This window comes from Ferruginibacter lapsinanis, from assembly GCF_020783315.1.
GTDB classification, from domain to species: Bacteria; Bacteroidota; Bacteroidia; order Chitinophagales; family Chitinophagaceae; genus Ferruginibacter; species Ferruginibacter lapsinanis.
Map to the genome: position 1 here is coordinate 82340 of NZ_CP086063.1, position 22331 is coordinate 104670.

The following is a 22331-nucleotide window of genomic DNA, read 5'->3' on the forward strand; positions in this document are numbered from 1 at the left end:
TTTCTTAATTTGTTTGTTTGAGTCAACTAATTGTATTCTCTGGTTGCCCTATTAGTTCACTACTATTCTTTCGATCAGCTTAGCACCATTTGGTCTGGTGATCTCTAATTGATACAGCCCTTTACTTACAACCGTCGGCAAAGATACAACTTGTGTGCTATTTCCGCCATTATGCGTAAAGTTTGTTGTCATCAGTTCCTGACCAACACTGCTGATCAGACGGATACCATAGCGACCTTTATCCTGGTTGTTCAACTGCAGGCTAACCTGGTTGTTCGTGATAACTGTTGAAGACAATTCGATCGATGATTTAACTGTCCCCATTACCACTCTTACCACTGTTGTGTATTTAACTACTCCTGACAGATCTACTGTCTTGATCCTGTAGTAGTTAGTTCCTGCAACAGGGTTGGCATCAGTAAGGCTGTAAGTAGCTGATCCGCCATTGTTGGCTGAAGCACTTACTACTCCTACCTGTGTAAAGTTAACGCCGTCGGTTGAGTGTTCTACTGCGTATTCTTTAACACCGCTTTCTACCGCTACTTTCCAATCTATCTGCATTGCAGTATTTTTTTGCTGTGCATTTAAGTTGGTAATAGTTACCGGTGTTGGTGTGCTGAACACGATACGGAACCTGTCGGTGAACGATGCTGCCACTGCAGGGTCTGCGTTGAACACTACGGATGAAGTAGCTGACAGGTTGAATGGTGTTGTCGTATTTAAGTATTTATCTTCTAACACCGCTGTAGCTCCATTATCCAAACCACTTGGCGTGAACTCTAATTTATACGCCTGTTTCTTAAGGTTTGTCATTCTGTAAGGAATAACATCTCCGCTTACGATCAGTTTGCGTTGTTCTGCACTTAATACCGTGGTGCCTCTTACCATACCGATACCATCACCAAAGCCTTGTACTTTAATATTGTCTTTGTTGTCGATATCATTTGAATAAGAATCATCGAAGCCTACGATATTACCATCGGCTAAGTTGAACGTGTTATTAGGTGCCGCTGCATACAGGTTGGTTTCAAGATATGGTATCGCTGCTGTTGGTGATACCGGTCTGAAGCCGCTGCCACCTACATTGCTGCCGCTTGTTTTACAAGCTTCGGTCAGCTGGATCGTTCCGTCTGAACCTGATGCATGTACCATGAAGCCCAAACCTGATTGTATCTTAGAACTTGGGGTAGTGCCATAGCTGCCTCCGCCCGGTACAGGTTTCCAAGGTATTGGTGTATTGGCACTGAAGGTTTGATAACCACCCAAACCATATGAACCGTATAACTGTGGATCCCACAGGTAGAAGGCATTGTCTGCACCGCCACCTCTGTTGAGTAATGTAAAGTCTATTTCTGATGGTAAGATATTACCTACAAGACCATTGGTGCCTGCAGGAATAGTTACTGTCGGATAAGGGGCAGTGTACAACGGACCTTTCACTCTCAACACTGTTTGTGTCGGTGCCGTGATCACTCCTGCTGTATCAACGCCTCTGTCGCCTCTTACATATAACATCCATGCATCCGCCGCTGTACCTCTTGATACTTTGGTGGTTAACAGGCTGCCTGTAAAGCCACTCCAGCTGGATCCTGTATATTGTAACAAGGAGTTACCAAATGTCTGTGCATCAAAACCGTTCGCTACTGCATTAGCAGTGCTGGCTGTGATACGGGTACCAAAGCCCGGGTTAGGATCGGCTGTGTAGGTAGTCGCTCCTTCCTGCCATGACTGACGGATCGTTTGACCTGCAGTAGTTACCGGCACTGCCAGTAATCTCCAGCCTCTGTACGTATTCTGACGGATATAACGTTCTGCAGTCACATTTGCTGTTCCTGATAAAGTTCCCGTTATCTGACCGATAGAACCTGTTCCGGTTGCGTCTGATTTAATTAACACCGCATTGTCGTGGAAGTTAATGCTTCCTGAACCGCTGGCGGTTAATCTTACACCTGGGGCTATGATGAACGTATCTACCGTATTGGTGAAGTCCAAAGAACCGGTAACGTTTACATTTGAAGTGATTCTGATATTACCCGAACCGTTTGCAAATGTTACATTTCCAGAAATGGTATTTCCGGTGTAAACATGGATCACAACATCATCTGTTGTAGCAGTACAAGCACCACCACTAGTAGACACTGTCCAACGTAGTGTGTAAGTACCTGCTCCACCGTCTGGTGTAAATGTAGCTCCTGCGTTGTTTAAACCGCCTGTGATTTGTGAAATATTAGTGCTTTGACTTCCTGCAACAATTGACCAGGTTCCTGTACCAGAAGCTGGCACAGTGGCTGTCAGGGTTACAGAGCCAGGAAGAGAACTGATGATCTTATCAGTACCTGCAACAGCCGCTGAAGGCAATGCTGATACTGTACTTGAAGCGATTGCAACAGTTTTTGTGGTTGCATTTGCACTGGTGCATGTAATATTACCGCTATAGTTTCCTGCTGCTGCATTTGCTGCTAATCTAACATATACTGTGGTAGATGCAATAGTACCCGGAGCTCCTACAACAATAGCAGTTCCATTTCCACCACCTGTAGCAAATGTACTGCTGGTTGAAACTTCAAAACCTGCCGGTGGAGTAACCGTAATACCTGCAGACATATTTGCTCCTGACAAGCTAAAGCTTGCCGTAGCTGATGCTGTTCCAAGACATGTAGAAGGAACCGCTGATGTGCTTAAAGTACCCGCTGTGATAGTCGGAACTGGTGATCCCTGAACAACGATATCATCAATACGGTAGTTTCCTGAATTAGCAGAAGCAGCTGAATAGCGTAACTGAAGATTTGCTATTCCTGCAGCGTCTGACCCTAATGCAATTCTTGCTCCACCGTTTACCAAAGCCCAAACAGCTGCATTTTTAGTATACGTATAAGTTACCGGAACCCAACTGGTACCATTATTGTATTCAAAAATAACATCTGAATTAAATGCCGCCGTTCCTCTGCCTCCCCATAATACAGTGATGTTTGAGTAACCCACTGTAGAAAGACTATTATTATAAGTTAATGTATGAACCACTCCGGCAGTTCCTGAGCCGTTAAAAACATAATTATTACCACCCGAAGCTCCTGTATAAGTATCGGATATAGAAGTACTACTTGTAGTCCAACCATTGGTTGTATTTGAACTTGTCCAACCTGTAGTAGAGGTTAAATTAGCAGTTAACAATGTTGCTGCGGCTACAGTGGTTACCAATGTTTGTGTGCTTGAATAAACACTTGCTCCTGTAGTGTTGGTAGCCAATACGTGGTACCAGTATTGAGTAGTAGAACTAAGTCCGGTTACAACCTGACTTGTCGCAGCACCACTGATAGCTGTAATAGACGTATTACCACTAGAAAAATCTGATGTAGTTGAATACTGTAAAGTATAGGTATAAGTTTCGCTTCCACCTGTAGGTGCTGTCCAGTTTGCAGTGAAACCTGTTGCACCTACTGCAGTTGCAGCAGCAGATGTTGGTGCATTCGGTAAGGTAGTGAAATTGCTTTCAGTACCATACGCTGTACCAATACTACTTGTTGCATATGCTCTATAGAAATATTTAGTGTTAGCTGTTAATCCTGTGATTGAACTGCTGAATGAACCGGCTCCGGTTCCGTTGCTTGTTTTTGTACCCAATGCAACAGTAGGTGCTGCGCTGGTATTCCAAACAACTCCTCTTGCAGTAACCGATGCACTTCCTTCTGCTGTAACATTACCACCTGACGTTGCAGTGGTTGTGGTAATAGAAGTTGCAGTAGTTGTGGTAACAGTTGGTAAAGCCAATGTTTGCACTGAAGCACTTGCTGCTGACCAGGCACCATTACCTTGAACATTCACCGCTCTCACACGGAAGAAATAAGTTGTATTAAACGCAAGCCCTGTTGCTGAAACAGTAGTAGCAGGTGAAGCTACTTGTGATACTGTAAAAGTAAACGGACTTGTAAAGTTTGTTCCATCTGTACTTACCTGTACTTCATAACCATAGTTAGCAGTACCCGGAATTGTTGGAGCAGACCAATTAGCAGTGAATGATGTACCTGCAATATTGCTGGCCGTTCCTACGATCGGAGCATCCGGTAATGTGGTGAATGTGCCATCTGCAGAGTAAGATGTACCTACACTGTTTGTTGCATATCCTCTGAAGTAATAGAATGTATTTGGAGCCAATCCTGTTCTTGAATGTGTAAAGGCAGCTACTGTTGTACCTCCTTCTGACGATCCATTTCCTGTTGGATTTGCTGATGTACCATAAACTGTACCTCTGTCAAGAATTGTAGCACCACCATTTGTTGTAATAGTTGCTCCTAATGTTGCTGAACTATTGGTGATAGCAGATACTGTTGGTGTAGTAAGTGTTGGTGCTACGTTGGCAGTGGTAGTAAGCGTTTGTGTTGTAGACGCAACCCCATCACCTGTAACGTTATTTGCTAAAACCTTATACCAATATTGTGTATTGGCCGCTAATCCGGTTACTGTTTTACTTAACGTTCCGCTTGGAATAGCAGTGATCGAAACATTACCTGAAGAGAAATCAGACGTTGTTGAATATATCAATGTATACGTATAAGTAACTGCACCACCAGACGGAGCAGACCAATTAGCTGTGAACTGATCTGAACCAACTGCTGTAGCAGCAGAAGAAGTAGGTGCACCAGGCAATGTGGTGAAAGTTGCATCAGCTGAATAACTTGTACCATATTGAGTTGTAGCATATCCTCTGTACGTATATACTGTATTTGCAGTAAAGCCTGAACGTGAATGTGTGAACACTCCGGTTGATGTACCACCTTCTGCTAAACTATTGGTAGTTGGCGCAGCCGATGTACCCCAAACAGTACCTCTTGCAGATAATGTACCTGCACCTGCACTGGTAACATTGGCACCTAATACAGCTGTTGTGGCTGTTATTGATGTTGCTGTAGGAGTTGTTACAGTTGGCGGATTAACTACAGTACCATATAAAGTGAAGTCATCTAAACGGGCTGATCCTGTTCCAGATGCTCCTGACATCGTATATACAATTGTTACTGTTCCTGTAAGATCAGCTATTGTATTGCTAACAGGAGTAACACCAAGCGCAGCTCCAGTAGTTGGAATAGTTCCACTGCCTACTGAAGTACCGTTTATGGTCATAGCCCAGTTTGCTGCACCTGTACTAGATCTCACTCTCCAGAAATCAAAATGTGAAACATTTAATCTATATCCGGCAGCAATAGTGAATGTAAGTGTGAAAGTTGGGGTACCACTTGAATTGTTTAAAGACAATGCACCTCCATTACTACCACCTAAGCTACCAAATCCTGAAGAACTTGTAGTCCAAGAAGACGAAGAAAGATTTACATCAAATATCGCTGGAGTTCCCGTATATGGTTTCGATGCAACAATACCAGTTCCAAAATCCTGATAATAGATTATCGGAAGCGGTGTTCCTGTTAATTGATTCGATGCAGCGCCATCGCCGATTGCATTTACTGCTTTTATCTGTACATTATAAGGTGTACCATTTGTTAGACCGGTAATTATGATCGGGCTGGTAGTTGCCGCAGGACTTACTGCTGTGAACGTACTTCCTCCGTCTGTTGAATATTTATAATTAGTGATAGCTGAACCACCGGTAGTGCCTGTTGTAAATGATACCGATAACTGACCATTACTTGGTGCAATAGTAGTTATAGTTGGTGCCCCAGGAGTAGTAGCTGGCGTTGCAGCAGTAGTTGCTGTTGCCGCTCCATCTCCCATTGCATTTACCGCACGGATCTGTACATTATAAGGAGTGCCATTGGTCAACCCATTAATAGTTAAAGGACTGGTGGTTGAAGCAGGACTTAGTGCCGTAAACGTACTTCCGCCGTTAGTTGAATATTTATAATTCGTAATTGGCGAACCTCCATCAGATGATGGTGCGGTGAAGGCTACTATCAACTGAGTATTACCCGGAGTGATACCGGTAATAGTTGGTGCAGTTGGTACAGTTGCCGGTGTTGCCGTTACTTGATTTGATGCAGCACCATCTCCCTGAACATTTACTGCCAGGATCTTTACATCATAAGCAGTACCATTGTTCAATCCATTAATTGTTAAAGGACTGGTGGTAGCTGCAGGGCTGAATGCTGTAAAGGTGTTACCTCCATTGGTTGAATATTTATAATTGCTGATCGCTGCACCTCCAGTGGCACCAGCAGTGAACGCTACTATCAATTGGCCATTAGCCGGAGTGATACCAGTGATCGTTGGTGCAGATGGTGTAGTTGACGGAGTTGCTGCAGTAGTAGCTGAAGCTGTACCATCTCCCACAATATTTACTGCACGGATCTGAACATTATAAGGTGTACCGTTGGTTAAGCCGGTAATTACGATCGGACTGGTAGTTGAAGCAGGACTTACCGCAGTAAATGTACTTCCGCCATCAGTTGAATATTTATAATTGCTGATCGCTGCACCTCCATCAGTACCCGCTGTAAACGCTACTGATAACTGACCATTACCTGCTGTGATGCCTGTAATAGTTGGAGCTCCCGGTAATACCGGACCTGCAGTTGGCGTTCCTGAAGAAGCCGCTGAAGCAGCACCATCTCCTGCTGCATTCACAGCAAGTATTTTAATGCTGTAAGATGTTTCATTAGTTAATCCGGTAATTACTATCGGACTTGTAATTGAAGCAGGACTTACCGCAGTAAATGTACTTCCTCCATCGATTGAATATTTATAGTTGGTTAATGCAGAGCCGCCATTAGCGCCTGCAGCATAATCTACTGTTAACTGACCATCACCCGGAGTAATACCAATAATGGTTGGAGCAGATGGTGTTGTATAAGGTGTGGCAGCAGTACTTGCAGTAGCTGTTCCATCTCCCTGATCATTCACCGCACGGATCTGAACATTATAAGAGGTACCATTGGTTAATCCTGTAATTACTATAGGACTGCTGGTAGCTCTCGGGCTTACAGCTGTAAAGGTACTTCCGCCATCAGTTGAATATTTATAATTGGTAACAGCTGAACCACCATTAAATCCAGGAGCTGAAAACGCTACTGATAACTGACCATTACCTGAAGTAATGCCGGTGATCGTTGGCGCATCCGGTGTGGTAGCCGGTGTAGCAGCAGTAGTAGCTGATGCAGTACCATCTCCTATTGCATTTACCGCACGGATCTGAACATTATAAGATGTTCCATTGGTTAAGCCATTAATTGTTAAAGGACTGGTGGTAGCTGCAGGACTTAATGCCGTAAAAGTGTTACCTCCATCGGTTGAATATTTGTAATTGGTTATTGGTGTACCTCCGTTTGAACCAGCTGTAAATGCCACAGATAATTGACCATTACCCGGAGTGATACTTGTAATAGTTGGAGCTCCCGGTACTGTTGCAGGATTTGCTGCTACAATTGATATATCATCAATACCTAACCCTTGAGCACTACTTGTTGTAGTACCTGTAGTAACTGAATAATTCCATGCCAGGTATAAATGCCCTGTAGGTGCTACATTTAATGACAATGTTTTATTTGCTACGCCAACTGTAGTTCCAGGTGCTGTAGCATAACTATTAAGATTACCATCTGCAGAAAAACTTGTTAAGAAATCTGACCCGGCAGTTGTCCAGGAAATTCCATCTGTAGAATAATACATTTGGATACTACATCCTGCAGCATTCGAACCATTTCTATATTTCTCTACATTGTATGAAATATTGAAACTTGGAATAGTGCCAGCACCATTATTGTATAAGTGAGTGTAAATATTTACTGACTTAGCTGCACTACCTGCAGATAATCCACCAAGACTTCTATCAGTACCTGTATTATCAGCTCCTGCACCATAGTTGTAGATACCACTTGAAGTGAAGTTTGTTGATCCTCCACCTGCAGACTGCGTTGTTGCAGTAACGGCAGCAGAATAGGTTCCTACTGTTCTGACATTTGCATCATCCTTATCAACCTTCCATGCGTTAGGCGTTGATGCAGTAGCTGAAGTTCCAATTGTATTGAAATCCTCACTTACTGTAGTACCGTTCGAAATATTGATCGGTTGAATATTTGGTGTTGCAGCAGTTGAAGCTGTTGCTGTTCCATTACCTACTGCATTCAGTGCCCTTATTTGTACATTATAAGATACACCATTAGTCAATGCTGTAGTTCCGTTAGTAGATAGCGTTGTAATGACTATCGGACTTGCAGTTGATCCCGTTTGACGGGTTAAGAATGTTGTACCACCATCAGTTGAATATTGATAAGTAGTGATCGCACTACCACCATCAGCACCTGCTGTGAAAGCAACAGATAATTGTTGGCTACTAGGCGTTATACTTGTAATGGTTGGAGCCGATGGTGCGGCTGGTGTTGATGCACTGGTTGTACCCGTTGCAGTACCATCACCAATTGCATTTACAGCTTTTATCTGTACATTATATGAAGCACCATTGGCTAAGCCTGTTATTACAATCGGGCTTGCTGTTGTTCCGGTTTGACGGGTAAAGAAAGTTGAACCGCCATCGGTTGAATATTTATAAGAAGTGATCGCACTACCGCCATCTGCACCTGCTGTAAAGGCAACAGACAATTGACCAACACCCGGTGTAATACCTGTAATGGTTGGGGCTGATGGCGTTGTTGCAGGAGTAGCTGCAGTTGAAGCTGTTGCAGCACCATCTCCTACTCCGTTCACCGCTTTTATCTGAATATTATAAGATACACCATTTGTTAATAGTGTTGTTCCGTCAGATGATAAAGTTGTAATTACGATCGGACTTCCTGTCGTTCCTGCCTGGCGGGTTAAGAATGTTATACCGCCATCGGTTGAATATTTATATGTAGTGATCGGATCACCTCCATCTGCACCTGCTGTGAAGGCAACAGACAATTGTTGGTTACCCGGCGTAATACTGGTAATAGCTGGTGCACCCGGTGCCACTGCAGCAGCTGAAGGTGTACCGGATGTTGACGTTGTTGCAACACCATCACCTGCAGCATTCACTGCTTTTATCTGAATATTATACGATATCCCATTTGTCAATGGGGTTGTTCCATCTGTTGATAATGTCGTGATCAAAATTGGACTTCCCGTGGTTCCAGTTTGACGGGTAAGGAATGTAGAACCGCCATCGGTTGAATATTTATAAGAAGTAATAGCACTACCACCCGTTGCTCCTGCAGTAAAGGCAACACTCAGTTGCTGACTACCCGGCGTTATCCCTGTAATGGTAGGTGCAGATGGTGTAGTAAAAGGAGTACCTGTAGTGGTACCTGTTGCTGTACCATCTCCTACTGTATTCACTGCTTTTATTTGTACATTATATGTAGTACCATTTGTTAAAGGCGTAGTTCCATCCGATGATAAGGTGGTGATCACAATTGGAGTTGCGGTGGTACCTGTTTGACGGGTTCTAAAAGTTGAACCGCCATCAGTTGAATATTTATAACTTGTAATGGCGCTACCTCCATCAGAACCTGCTGTAAAGGCAACACTTAATTGCTGATTACTTCCGGTGATACCTGTGATCGTTGGAGCAGCGGGTGCTGTTGGCTGAGGCAATGCATTTGAATACGTGAAATCATCCAAATATGTTACGGCTGTATTAGATGTGCTCGTAGCTTCAAACAACCATGAATCAATAGGTAAATCATTCGCCATACCGGCTTTGGCTAATTCATCTCCAATTAATGTTCCATCTACCCAGAGATCCCATTTATTTTGTGCAACAGTTTGACTAACTCCCGATCTTACATATGTTTTAGAAGCGGTTGTTGTATTATTAAAGTATATCTCAACATTATGAGCAGATCCTTTTACAAATGTTGTAGTAGGATTTGTAATCCCCGTAGAAACCCAGTTTATGGCACTTCCTGAGTTAATGTTAGTAGTTATAGTTGTACTTGCCCCCCAGGTCCATCGTATCGCACCAAATGTAACACCAAGAGATGTTGTACCAAAAGTCGTATTATCTCCATAAAAAGTTCCATCCCCAAATTCAAAAAAAGTTTGACCACTGGTTGCAGCTCCACCAAGTACGATAGAAAATTTAATAAACCCTTCTTTTCCTGGTGTATAATCTATAATACCAAATTTTGATGAAGAAGTTGTACCGGATGTCGGTGGAACAATCCTGAGTTCATCACCTGTACCTAGAGTGGACAATCCCGGATTATCCAAAAAAGCTCCGGCTCCAGCACTATTAGCATTTCTCATTCTTGCCGTTCCACTAGTGGGGCTTGAAAGAAAAGTGGGAGAATTCACGTTTGTACTTAAAGTTGTATAACTAGTACTTGCGGCAGTCCCAAAATCATAGGTCCATGGCTGAGCCCAACCCTGAGTATTGATCAAGACAATCACTACAAATAGGAAACTGAATTTCAAAAGGTTTTTCTTAATAAAAGAAACGGGTAAATTACTAATCATATAAAGTCTATTTTATATTTTTTTATGTCTAACGAATTCAAAAAAAATGCTTCTGTATAAACTAATTGTTATCAAATCATCAACTTAATAACAATGATATTTTATTGTTGTACTATGCTAACAGTGTTGTATACACGAAAAACTGTAGTTAGTACCTGTCTGTTTCTGTAAGGGGTGGAACATATTAACATAGATGTTTTTTTATTGTTGTTTATAAATATTAAAAACTAAAACCCAAATGATATACTTCTATCATTCAGTAACAAAACTTTCAGTGTTTAGTTGAAAGGAGACAAACAATGTTAAAACTTTTCTATATTATATTGGAGTAAGTACAACATTCAGACTGAAATAGGAAACAAAAGCCCGAAGTTGATATGTGAAAGTATGAATAAAAAGTTAAAAAATCAAAAACGTATAAAAAAAGTGCATAATTTTTATTTTTAGTTGTAAAAAAATACATTTTATATATTTTTTACACATGACGCATTAAAAATAATTATATACATCAAAAATGGCCATTTTGCTTCAAATACCTATTTTACGCAATATAAAAGGGGCTAAATAGCAGGATTTACGAAATTGTTCTGGTTAGAACTTTTTTTTATTTATTTTACACGTTCAAAAAAAATTCACTTTTTCCCTTCATGGCAAAGAAAAAAGAAAAACCTGTTGCAGCTATTCAATTGTCTGCTCCAACACTTGCTAACAGATTTATTACGGCTTTTGGTGATAAAACTTTTTTGCAGATCACCGTGCTGCTGCTGTTCCCCTTTTTTATATTCATTAAAGTAGCCGGGTTTCAGTTCATTAATATGGATGATGTGGCAATTATCCAAAACCATTATGATGTTTTAAGCAGTTTTAAAAATATTGGCATCGCATTTAAAACGGATGCCTTCCTCGGACCACATGGAGATTATTATCGTCCGATACAAACGGTGTCCTTTATGCTGGATGCATTTATAGGAAAAGACAATCCATGGATATACCATGTAATGGAATTGGTTTATCATCTACTAACCGTACTTTCTTTATACTATCTATTGATATTTTTCGACCTGAAAAAGATCAGCGCCTTTTTGTTCAGTTTGTTTTTTAGCCTGCATCCGCTGGTATCTTCAGCGGTTTCGTGGGTACCTGCCCGTGGGGATGTGTTGATAGGTCTTTTTGGAATATTACTGGTACTCAATTTTGCAAAATACCTTGCTACCAACAAGCGTATCTATTTCATTTTGCACGCTGCATTTTTCTTAATCGCTGCTTTCACTAAAGAAACTACCGTGATATTTCCGGTGATCTTACTGGTGTATTATTTCTTTATAGCAAAACAAAAATTTGATATAAAAAAATTACTCCCCTTTATTATTTTATGGGTAACGGTTACGGCTACCTTTTTACTATTCAGGAGCAAAGTGGTGAGTGGCACGCCTCCTGATTTCATTTTTGGTATATCTCCGTTCTTTCAGAATTTACCAACTATCCCTATTATCATTGCCAAGCTGATCCTACCATTCAATTTATCTACACTCCCACTGTTCGAGCCTGCATTTACCCTGATCGGATGTTTATTATTAGTAGTGATTGCTGTAGTGATAATAAAAAAGATTCGATCAAAAGAATGGCTGCCTGTAGTAGGATTCGGCTGGTTTCTTTTATTCATCATTCCACCAATGTTCTTTAAATTGTATTACAGTAAATTCTTACTGGAGTATTATGAACACAGGATGTATCTGCCTGTTATCGGTATCATCATATTTGCAGCTTATCTCTTCAATCAAAAATTAACTGCATCTAAAACACAAAATATTATATGGTTACCGGCCGTATTGATCATTGTATTTACACCAATTGCTACCATACATAGTGATGATTTTAAAAATTCCATCAGTTTCTTCAGCAATGCTGCATCATTAAATAACCCTGGTGCTATGACCAAAAGAGGTGAAGAATATATCAAAGACAGAGATGTGACCAATGCTTTGGCAGATTTTGAAGATGCCATTCAAACCTCACAAAGTGAATACCCTCCGGCATTTTACAATCGTGGTTTGATCAATTTAACGTTTACAAAAGATTACAAAGCAGCCGAAGCAGATTTTACTACTACGGTTGTTTTAGATACTACCTATTTTGATGCCTACATTAGCCGAGCAAATGCAAGAATATTACAACAAAATGTAGGGGGTGCTTTAAGCGATCTGGAAAAAGCAAAACAATTTACTCCTAAAAATCCGCAGATATTCTATACCGCAGGAAAAGCGTATGTAACAGCACAACAGTATGAAACTGCCTTGGCTAATTTTACTACATCGATCCAACTGGACAGTAATTATGCAGAAGCATTTAACGACAGGGCCTTTGTAAATTATAAATTGCAGCGATTTGATAGCTCTATGGTTGACTGCAACAAGGCCATTGCACTAAATCCCGCTTTCTTAAATGCTTACTACAATAAAGGAATGATCTTTTATGAAAAGGGATTAAGCGATTCAGCCATTCATCAGTTTGACATTACGTTGTCTCTTGCCAATAACTTTTATTTCGGGCATTTTTACAGAGGCATGGCCAAGCTGCAAAAGAAAGATATGAATGGTGCTTGTTATGATTGGCAGGAGTCTGTAAAACTTGGTTTTACAATGGCGCAGGATACTATAAAAAAATATTGCAAATAAAGCCCCGAGACAAAGCTGACATATGAAAATTAAAATAACCAAGGAAAACGTTATAAAAAGTTTATCCACCAATAAATGGTGGCATATGCTGGCACTGATCGTTTTACCAGCATTGATCTATTTCCAAACGGTAAAATTTGATTATACCAACTTTGATGATAACGGGATCATTTTACAAAAATTTGATATTGTTGGAGACATAAAAAAAATAGATACTGCATACAAAGTAGATGCGTTCTTTAATAAGTCGGGGGATTTTTACCGACCTGTACAGAACATTACTTTTATGCTGGATGCCCAGGTGAGCAGAGAAAAATTATGGATGTTTCACATCACCAATTTACTGATTCATATTTTTACAGGTATCGCCTTGTACTTTTTTCTGCAGGTGTTAAAGATCGATCGGCTCAATGCATTTTTATTATCATTGTTATTTGCAGCCCATCCTCTCTTTGCATCTGGCGTAGGCTGGGTTCCGTCGAGAGGTGATATCCTGATCGGCTTGTTGGGAATATTGTTGTTCATCACATTCGACCGACACATTGTAAAACGAAAATTCATTTATTTTATATTGCATGCACTGGTCTTTTTGGTGATCATTTTCACCAAAGAAACAACGATCTTATTTCCGTTGTTATTATTGTTCCATTACTTTTTAAATATTCAGCATCCGCATGAAATAAAAAAGATAAAATATCATTCGCTAAAACTGTTGCCCTATTTTATTGTGTGGGCAAGTGTGCTTGTCTTTTATTTTATGATGAGAAAAAATGTGGTGGCCAACTCTGGTGCCACCAGTGATGTATTGGGGATCATTCCTTTCTTTAAAAACAATACGGTTATTCCTACCATCATCGGAAAATTCTTTTTCCCTTATAATCTTTCAACATTTCCTTTATATAATAATACGGACACTATTATCGGAAGCATATTTCTTTTATTGGTGGCATTTGTTACTATTTATTTTTCTGCAAAAAAACATTGGGTTGTTTTGCTTGGATTATTGTGGTTTTTATTTTTTGCCGTACCGCCAACTATTTACAGATTAGAAAATGCAGATGTATTTTTTAATTACCTGGAACACAGAACTTACCTGCCTATGATCGGTATGTTCATCATTGTGGGATTTGCATTCAATACAGGCATGCATCATGTCTCATTTAAAAAAACTGTCAATTGGGTATATATTCCGGTGCTTGCAGTGTTTACGATCCTTGCTGCTATTCATTGTGCTGATTACAAAGACTCTTTTACGTTGAGAAACAGAGCAGCTACATTGGATAACCCTTCGGGATTATCAGGAAGAGCAGGAGAATATCTTTCTAAAGGAGATACAACAAAAGCATTGGAAGACATCAATAGAGCGATTCAACTGAATAACAAAGATGCCAATATGTATTTTGAACGTGGAAAAATAATGGCAAGGTTGCAAAAACATGAAGAGGCAGAAGCCGATTTTTCTTTAGCGCTTGGCCTTCAACCAAATGCTGTTGATGCACTTATGGCTCGTTCTATCGAAAAAAGATTATTGAAAAAATATGAAAGTGCTTTCAGGGATATTTTTCAGGCAGCGTCGTTAGATTCTACCAACCCCAAGGTTTTCAACAGTTTCGGCAATCTTTTTTTAGAAGTAAAAGATTATAATCAGGCGATCGGCAGTTATTCAAGAGCGATCAAACTTCAACCAAATTTCCCCGATCCGTATAACAACAGGTCATATGCAAAAATATTGAACGGCGATTACCAGGGAGCTATAACCGACTGCTATACAGCACTTCAGTTAATGAAAGCAAAACCATCTCCGATCGTTTACAATAACTTGGGACATGCACACAGAGAATTAAATCATTTAGACTCTGCTTTTTTCTATTTTGATAAAGCCATTGCATTGAAAAATAATTTTTCGCAGGCATACTTTGAAAGAGGTATTGCGAAACAAAAAAATAACGATATTACAGGCGCATGCAAAGACTGGAGAAGTGCTGCTGCATATGGTTATACTGATACATTGAAACTGACTGAAAAATATTGCCGGTAATTTGCCTGAAATATTAAAGTATAGATTGTTATGATTAGAAATAAAAAAGTAGTGGTGGTAATGCCTGCATACAATGCAGCTAAGACGCTGTTGAATACATACAACGATATTCCTTTTGATATAGTAGATAAAGTGTTGCTGGTAGATGATGCCAGTACAGATGAAACCAGCAAGATCGCAAGAGAGCTCAATATTGAATTGCACATACATGAAAAAAATCTGGGCTATGGCGGTAATCAAAAAACCTGTTACACCGCTGCATTGAATGCCGGTGCAGATATTGTGGTCATGCTGCATCCCGATTATCAGTATACGCCTAAGTTGATCAGCGCAATGGCTTACTTACTGGAATCAGGTGAGTTTGATGTTGTACTAGGATCTAGAATATTAGGCGGTAAAGCTTTATCGGGAGGTATGCCTTATTATAAATATTTTTTTAATCGTATACTTACCCTCACACAAAACCTGTTGATGAAAGCCAAACTATCAGAATACCACACAGGTTACAGGGCATACAACAGGTCTGTTTTGGAAAAAATAAAATGGCAAACTAATTCTGATGATTTTGTTTTTGATAACCAATTTTTATCACAGGCAATATTTCATGGCTTTAATATCGGAGAGATCACCTGCCCTACAAAATATTTTGAAGAAGCCTCTTCCATCAATTTTTCAAGAAGTCTTAAATATGGATTGGGTTGCATAAAAAATTCGCTGCTGTTTAGATTACATAAAATGGGTATATATAAATCATCTTTATTTTCATAATCCCTGCTATTTTACTACCAAATTTTCATCAAACCGGTTATTTTTTTGAATTATTTGTTAATCAACCTCATTACATTCGTTGATTTCTGAATAAGAGCTTTACCTTTGTCTGCTAAACCAAATTGCTTTTGCCATCCTTGACAACAAGGCTGATCAACAGCACCATTACACCTTTCCAAATTAATGAAAAGCTTTTTAACAGTACTTGCTATTGCATTGACCTTACCTTCATTTTGCCAGTATAATTTTTACTTTGGTAATTTACATGCTCACACCGCTTACTCCGACGGCAATAAAGACAGCGCCACTACAGGGTATAAAACACCAGGCAGCAGTTTTTCTTATGCCAAAGGAAGTTATCACATGGATTTTTTAGGTATAGCTGAACACAACCATTTTTCCTCTACCAATAATCCGGGAATGCATGTAGCAGATTACACAAAAGGTGCATACCAGGCAGATACTGCTAATCAGGAAGGAAGTTTTGTTTGTATGTTTGGAATGGAATGGGGAGTAATTGATAATGGTGGTCATATCATTACCTATGGTGTACCCGGTTGGATCGGATGGGAATCCGGAAGCGGAAGCTGGGGACCATCTAATAACTACACCATCTATTGTGCTAAAAATGATTACAGCAATTTCTGGAAGATCATCAACTCCTATCCTACAGCATTTTGCACTTTGGCACATCCACAGGATTTTGATTACAATAATTTAATTGAAGGCACTTACAATCCTTCGGCAGACAGTGCCATAGTTGGTGTAGCCGTAAGAAGCGGCGCTGCATTTTCAACAACAACGGATTACTCAGACCCTGCACCTTCCTCCTATCAATCTGTTTATTTCAATGCATTGGCAAAAGGATATCACCTGGGCCCTAATTGCGATCAGGATAATCATTATACCAACTTCGGAAGAACGAATCATATCAGAACAGTAGTGCTTGCAAAAAATTTAAAAAGAGATAGCATTACTGCTGCATATAAAGCCAATAGATTTTATGCAACAGATGACTGGAATGCACAGGTGAATTTTACTGTTAATGGCAGCTTTATGGGAAGTAATATTACTTCTGCAACCAACTCAGACATACAGGTGAGTGTAGCAGATGCCGATGCAGGAGATGACGTGAGCAGAATAGATATTTATTATGGTATTCCTGGAAGCGGATCTCTGCCTACAATATTAAGAACCGTCACTTCTTCAAACACACTCAGCTATACACATAGCACTGTTTTAAACGATAAATTTTATTACTTCGCAAGGATCATTCAAAAAGATGGCGATTTTATTTACACTGCACCCATTTGGGTATTTAGAAATCTGAGCAGTGTACCCTTGACACTGATCAATTTTACAGCTATAGAAAAAGAGAAAAAAGTGTTGCTGAACTGGACCACTGCACAGGAAATAAACGACAACAAAATTGACATCGAACACGCCGTTGACGGTATTCATTTCACTGTAATAGGCTCGATACAATCGGCCAATACTAATCAACCGAATAACTATAGTTTTATTGATTCCATTCCGGCTAACGGCATTAATTTTTATCGTTTAAAACAAACAGCTGTTACCGGCAATGTTGTTTATTCTTCCATTACAGCAATAACTATCAGTAAACCAACTGTAGAAATAACAAAGATCAACCCTAACCCGGTCATCAATCAACTTAATATCATTTGCAACGCAGCAGATCAAGAGAATATTATTTGTAAAATTTATTCTGCCGAAGGCAGAGAAGTGAAAAATATTGCCGGCTCTTTAGTTTCCGGAGAAAATAAAATAACTGTTGATGTATCCTCATTACGCAGAGGAACTTATTTTATTGTCATCAGTAAACCGGATGAAAAAATTACAGAGGCTAAGTTTATAAAGCAATAAGGTCTTTTACAAATAATATGCTGCAGTTTGTCTTTTTCATAAAGATGCACTAAGAGATATTTCTGATCACAGCCTCTCTCTTAAAAACAAATATATTCTCTGTGCAACAATGTGATTGCGAAATGAACTTTGTGAAATAAAATCATGCATAGCAATTGCTCAACAAATTATTTTATCACCTCAACAATTGGTTTGCCCACGCATCCGCTAGGCATTTGAATTTTCAACATCGCTGCAATGGTAGGAGCAATATCTGTCATGTATGTCTCTCTGTTAGTTTTTCCGGGCTTAACACCCCATCCAAAAAATACACAAGGTATATGAGCATCATACGGATTCCAAAGACCATGGGTAGTTCCTTTTCCCCATCCATCAAAATAGCCGGGCTTTAATGTGAATTGGATATCGCCGCTTCGTTTGGGATTGTATCCATTCATCATCATTTCCTTCTGCGGTTGCGGCAAAGTAGCAATAGCAAGTTTATCTGTCTCAAACGCATCCAGAAAAAATACTTTTTGTTTCAGTGCTTTAATAACAGCTTTCTTTACCAATTCAATATCCTTTCCTTGCTTTTCAATTTCATTCGTATTTAAATACACCTGATAGTTTTGCAGGTTCACAATGATATTTTTTATCCCAAATGCATTTTCCAAAATCGGGTTTAATTCATTTCGCAGATCATCATCATTAAACTGCCCTCCCGGAATTTGATGTTGTGCTAAAAACCCCGGCACATGCGCTACGCCATGATCTGCCGACAAAAACAACAAATAATTCCCCTTGCCTATCTTAGTATCCAGGTACAACAAGAAATCCGCAATATCCTTATCCAATCTTAAATAAGTATCTTCTATCTCTACAGAGTTTGGACCAAACGCATGACCAATATAATCTGTAGAAGAGATACTTACAGTTAAAAAATCTGTGATATCCGGAGTAGCACCCATTAATTCGTTGTTAATGGTAGCTTTAGCAAAATCAAAAGTAAATGTGTTTCCAAAAGGTGTTCTTTTGAGTGCCTGATATTTAGTGTTTGTTAATGTAGAAAGTTTATGCGGAAATATGGATGACGTCAACCCTTCTATCCGGTCTTCATAAGGCTCATTATCATCACTGCTGAGATCATATCTATCGATCGGCAACAAGGTATTCCAATCTTTGCTCATGTATTTCGCCGCCAACTCCTGTTTATTAAAACTATCCACCCATGTAGGTAATATTTTCATGTAGTAGGTGCTGGATATCCATTTCCCTTGAGTATCATCATACCAATAAGCAGCATTGGCACTATGTCCGGCAGGCAAAATAGCGCCTCTGTCCTTCAACGCAATACCGATCGTTTTGCTTTTAAAATTATTACTCAATCGAAGTTCGTCTGTGATCGTTGTTGCCCATAAATTTTCAGGACTCATTTTACCTGCCCAGTTATCACTACCAACACCCCTGACAGTTGAGTCATCTGTACAATAAACATTTTTACCCAGGCTTTTATCATACCAGTTATTCCCAACAATTCCGGTTATAGCAGGTATACTGCCTGTATAGATACAGGTATGTCCCACAGCTGTATAGGTAGGCACATAGGGAATCATTGTATTTTCAGCGGCAAATCCTTCACGTAACAATCTTTTAAATCCATTGTTGCTATATAATTCATTATAGCGATACAGATAATCCCAGCGCATCTGGTCTATTACCAAACCAATTACCAGCTTTGGTTTTGCAATTGTCGGAGCAATTTTGGTAGTTTGGCCGAATGTAGAACAGGCAATAAAGATCAGGCAAAAAACAGAGAGATAATATCTGCGAAGCATCATGTTTTGTTGTTTAAGTAAATATAAAATTAATATAGTTGGCTGATAAATACTGCTTGTTAACTCAATGTTATGTGTTTTGATGTCATTTCCGTAATTTTGCACATCGTCAAAATCAGGATTTACAGGATTATGGCATTACAGAATTACATTCTGCTAATCAAATACCCCTTTAAATATTGTACAGGCAAATATTCGTAAATCGTAAATAAAAAATCGTAATTACGCATGGCAGACATTTTTGAAAAATTAGTGAAAGATGGTGGCCCGATCGGTCAGCATATGGACAGAGCACATGGTTATTTTGCTTTCCCGAAATTAGAAGGAGAACTGGGGCCACACATGAAATTCAGAGGTAAAGATGTGTTGGTGTGGAGTTTGAATAACTATTTAGGATTAGTAAACCATCCTGAAATAAGAAAGATAGATGCAGAAGCTGCAGCAAAATATGGTATGGGCAACCCGATGGGTGCCAGGATGATGAGTGGAAATACCACCAAACATGAAGAGTTGGAAAGAGTGATCAGTGAATTTGTAGGCAGAGAAGATACAATGCTTTTAAATTTTGGGTACCAGGGTATAATGAGTTGTATTGATGCGATGGTCAACAGAAGAGACGTTATCGTATATGATGCAGAATCTCATGCATGTATTGTTGACGGTGTAAGATTACACATGGGACACAGGTATGCATTTAAACACAATGATGCAGAAGATTGCGAAAAACAATTACAAAGAGCAACTGAATTAGCGAACAAACAAGGTGGTGGTATTCTGGTGATCACTGAAGGTGTTTTTGGTATGGATGGTGAGCAGGGAATATTAAAAGAGATCGTTGCTTTAAAGAAAAAATATGAGTTCAGGATCTTAATTGATGATGCTCACGGATTTGGGTACATGGGTAAAACAGGTGCCGGTGCTGACGAAGCTCAAGAGTGCCAAGATGGAATTGATCTGTACTTTTCTTCGATGGTTAAAAGCTTAGGAAGCCTGGGCGGATTTATTTGCGGACCAAAAGCTGTGATCAAATTCTTACGTTATAATACACGTTCGCAGATATTTGCAAAGAGTGTTCCATTGTTAGTTGTAGAAGGGATGTTGAAACGCATGGAGATGATCAAGACCATGCCTGAACTAAGAGAAAAACTTTGGCACAATGTAAATCGTTTGCAAAATGGTTTAAAAGAAAGAGGTTTTGATATTGGTGATACCAACTCTCCCGTTACACCGATCTACATGAAAGGTGATGTTCCCGAAGCAACACAAATGGTGATGGACCTGAGAGAAAATTATGGTATATTCTGCTCTATTGTAGTGTATCCTGTAATACCTAAAGGAGATATCATTTACAGGTTAATACCAACAGCATCGCACAGCGATGAAGATATTGATATCACCTTAAAAGCATTTGAAGAAACTAAGAAAAAATTAGACGAAGGTGCGTACAAAGCCGTGGATATTCCTGATATGGCAGAGAAAATGTAAGAGAAAAAATACTGTAAAAATAAGCCAGCCTTATATTGAGGCTGGCTTATTTTTTTATGCTTATTTATATTTTATATTCAAACTCACAATGTTTGAATTCAGTCCGTTACTTCTGTTGTAATGTCCATACCGTATCTCTAATGCTGAAAAATGCTGAATGCCAAAGACACCTTTTGGCGGAGCCAATCGTATTCCGGCCCCTAAGAAATGACTGTCAAATTTTGACAGATCATAATTACTTGTGTAAAATGCATCATTTGCTGTATGCTCCATGTATGGAGCAAAATATTTGATCGCACTCTGATTGTAATACCGATAAAAAGGTGTTACAGAAAAGAATGGTGTTACTTTAATGGAAGTTTCTATATCAGCAGTATTAGCTGTTAAACCCCAATCATCATGATAAAAGCGATAGAAGGTTCGAATGATCACTTTATCTCCTGCAAAATAATTTGCTCTGATACCCACAGGAATTTTAAATCGGGAAGATGGTAACAATTCTGACTTATGTGTATTATCATTCAAGATAACTCTATGAAAAGGCAGAGCTAAAAACCCTTGTTGATAAGCCAGATCTAATAAAAACATTAATTGCAATCGTTGATTAACGATCTGCGAATAAGTAAGAGATCCTGTAAATGAATTTCGTGCTGTTGATGCATAGTCATTATCATCACGCTCTCTACCTCCTCCACTTGTGGTAGTTCTTAGTTCTATTGGGTAAATTAATTTTACCTGATCCAAATAAGCCTGCGCTTTTATTCCAACCTCTCTGTTATTATCTTTTGACTTTTTTGAAAAACTTGCACCAAGACCAAAAGACTGATAATCAAACTCTGTAGATGATGATGCATTTAATCCGATCGTTGTTCCTCTTTGTTTATTTTCCATCGACCAGGATACAGATGGATAGATTCTTATATCAGATGATGATGCAGAAGAATTCGCCTTTAGATCGATCTTATCGGAAGAAGCAGATGAATAGGTATCTACTCCTAACTCTCCCGTAAAAGTATGTAGTCTGTTCTTAGTATCATATTTAGTAAACTTAACATCGATGATATTGGCAAAGTCTGTAAGCTTTTCTGTACCGATCCCACCGGTTACAGAAGAATTGTTACCATCCTGGTGATAGTAACTACTGATCAGATTTACTTCTTCTAATTTTAATTTTCTGGTTTGATATTCGGCTGTATCCGGTTTACTGACTGACTGTGAAAATACATTTAGTAAATTCAGGTACAATCCCACAACTACCAGGCAAATTTTCTTCATGGAAATATT

8 protein-coding genes are annotated in these 22331 nt (G+C 39.4%); 5 read left to right on the forward strand and 3 right to left on the reverse strand.

Going from position 1 to position 22331, the window contains the following annotated elements:
- Positions 1 to 51 precede the first annotated feature (51 nt).
- A complete protein-coding gene (locus LK994_RS00265) occupies positions 52 to 10380 on the reverse strand; it encodes a fibronectin type III domain-containing protein (protein ID WP_229760870.1) in 10329 nt (3442 codons plus the stop codon).
- Between the two features lie 647 nt (positions 10381 to 11027).
- Here LK994_RS00265 and LK994_RS00270 point away from each other — a divergent pair.
- The 4 genes from LK994_RS00270 to LK994_RS00285 all read left to right on the forward strand — a co-directional run bounded on the left by LK994_RS00270 (position 11028) and on the right by LK994_RS00285 (position 17748).
- Entirely contained in the window at positions 11028 to 13055 is a 2028-nt protein-coding gene (locus tag LK994_RS00270; RefSeq protein WP_229760871.1) for a tetratricopeptide repeat protein, read from the forward strand.
- Positions 13056 to 13077: 22 nt separating this feature from the next.
- Entirely contained in the window at positions 13078 to 15093 is a 2016-nt protein-coding gene (locus tag LK994_RS00275) for a tetratricopeptide repeat protein (protein ID WP_229760872.1), read from the forward strand.
- Positions 15094 to 15123: 30 nt separating this feature from the next.
- Positions 15124 to 15861 (forward strand): glycosyltransferase family 2 protein, encoded by a 738-nt coding sequence (locus LK994_RS00280; RefSeq protein ID WP_229760873.1) that lies wholly within the window; start codon positions 15124 to 15126, stop codon positions 15859 to 15861.
- A 183-nt stretch (positions 15862 to 16044) separates the two neighbouring features.
- The gene (locus LK994_RS00285) at positions 16045 to 17748 is read left to right on the forward strand and encodes a T9SS type A sorting domain-containing protein (protein WP_229760874.1); all 1704 of its coding nucleotides are present in this window, start codon (positions 16045 to 16047) and stop codon (positions 17746 to 17748) included.
- A 167-nt stretch (positions 17749 to 17915) separates the two neighbouring features.
- Here LK994_RS00285 and pafA read toward each other — a convergent pair whose 3' ends face one another.
- Positions 17916 to 19565 carry an alkaline phosphatase PafA gene (pafA, locus tag LK994_RS00290; RefSeq protein WP_229760875.1) on the reverse strand — a complete coding sequence of 550 codons (1650 nt, stop codon included), beginning with the start codon at positions 19563 to 19565 and terminating at the stop codon, positions 17916 to 17918.
- A gap of 225 nt (positions 19566 to 19790) precedes the next feature.
- On the opposite strand from pafA, the gene LK994_RS00295 reads away from it, so the two are divergent.
- Positions 19791 to 21047: an aminotransferase class I/II-fold pyridoxal phosphate-dependent enzyme gene (locus LK994_RS00295; protein WP_229760876.1), complete on the forward strand. Its 1257-nt coding sequence runs from the start codon at positions 19791 to 19793 to the stop codon at positions 21045 to 21047.
- Between the two features lie 60 nt (positions 21048 to 21107).
- On the opposite strand, the gene LK994_RS00300 is transcribed toward LK994_RS00295, so the two are convergent.
- Positions 21108 to 22322 (reverse strand): DUF3570 domain-containing protein, encoded by a 1215-nt coding sequence (locus tag LK994_RS00300; protein ID WP_229760877.1) that lies wholly within the window; start codon positions 22320 to 22322, stop codon positions 21108 to 21110.
- Positions 22323 to 22331 lie beyond the last annotated feature (9 nt).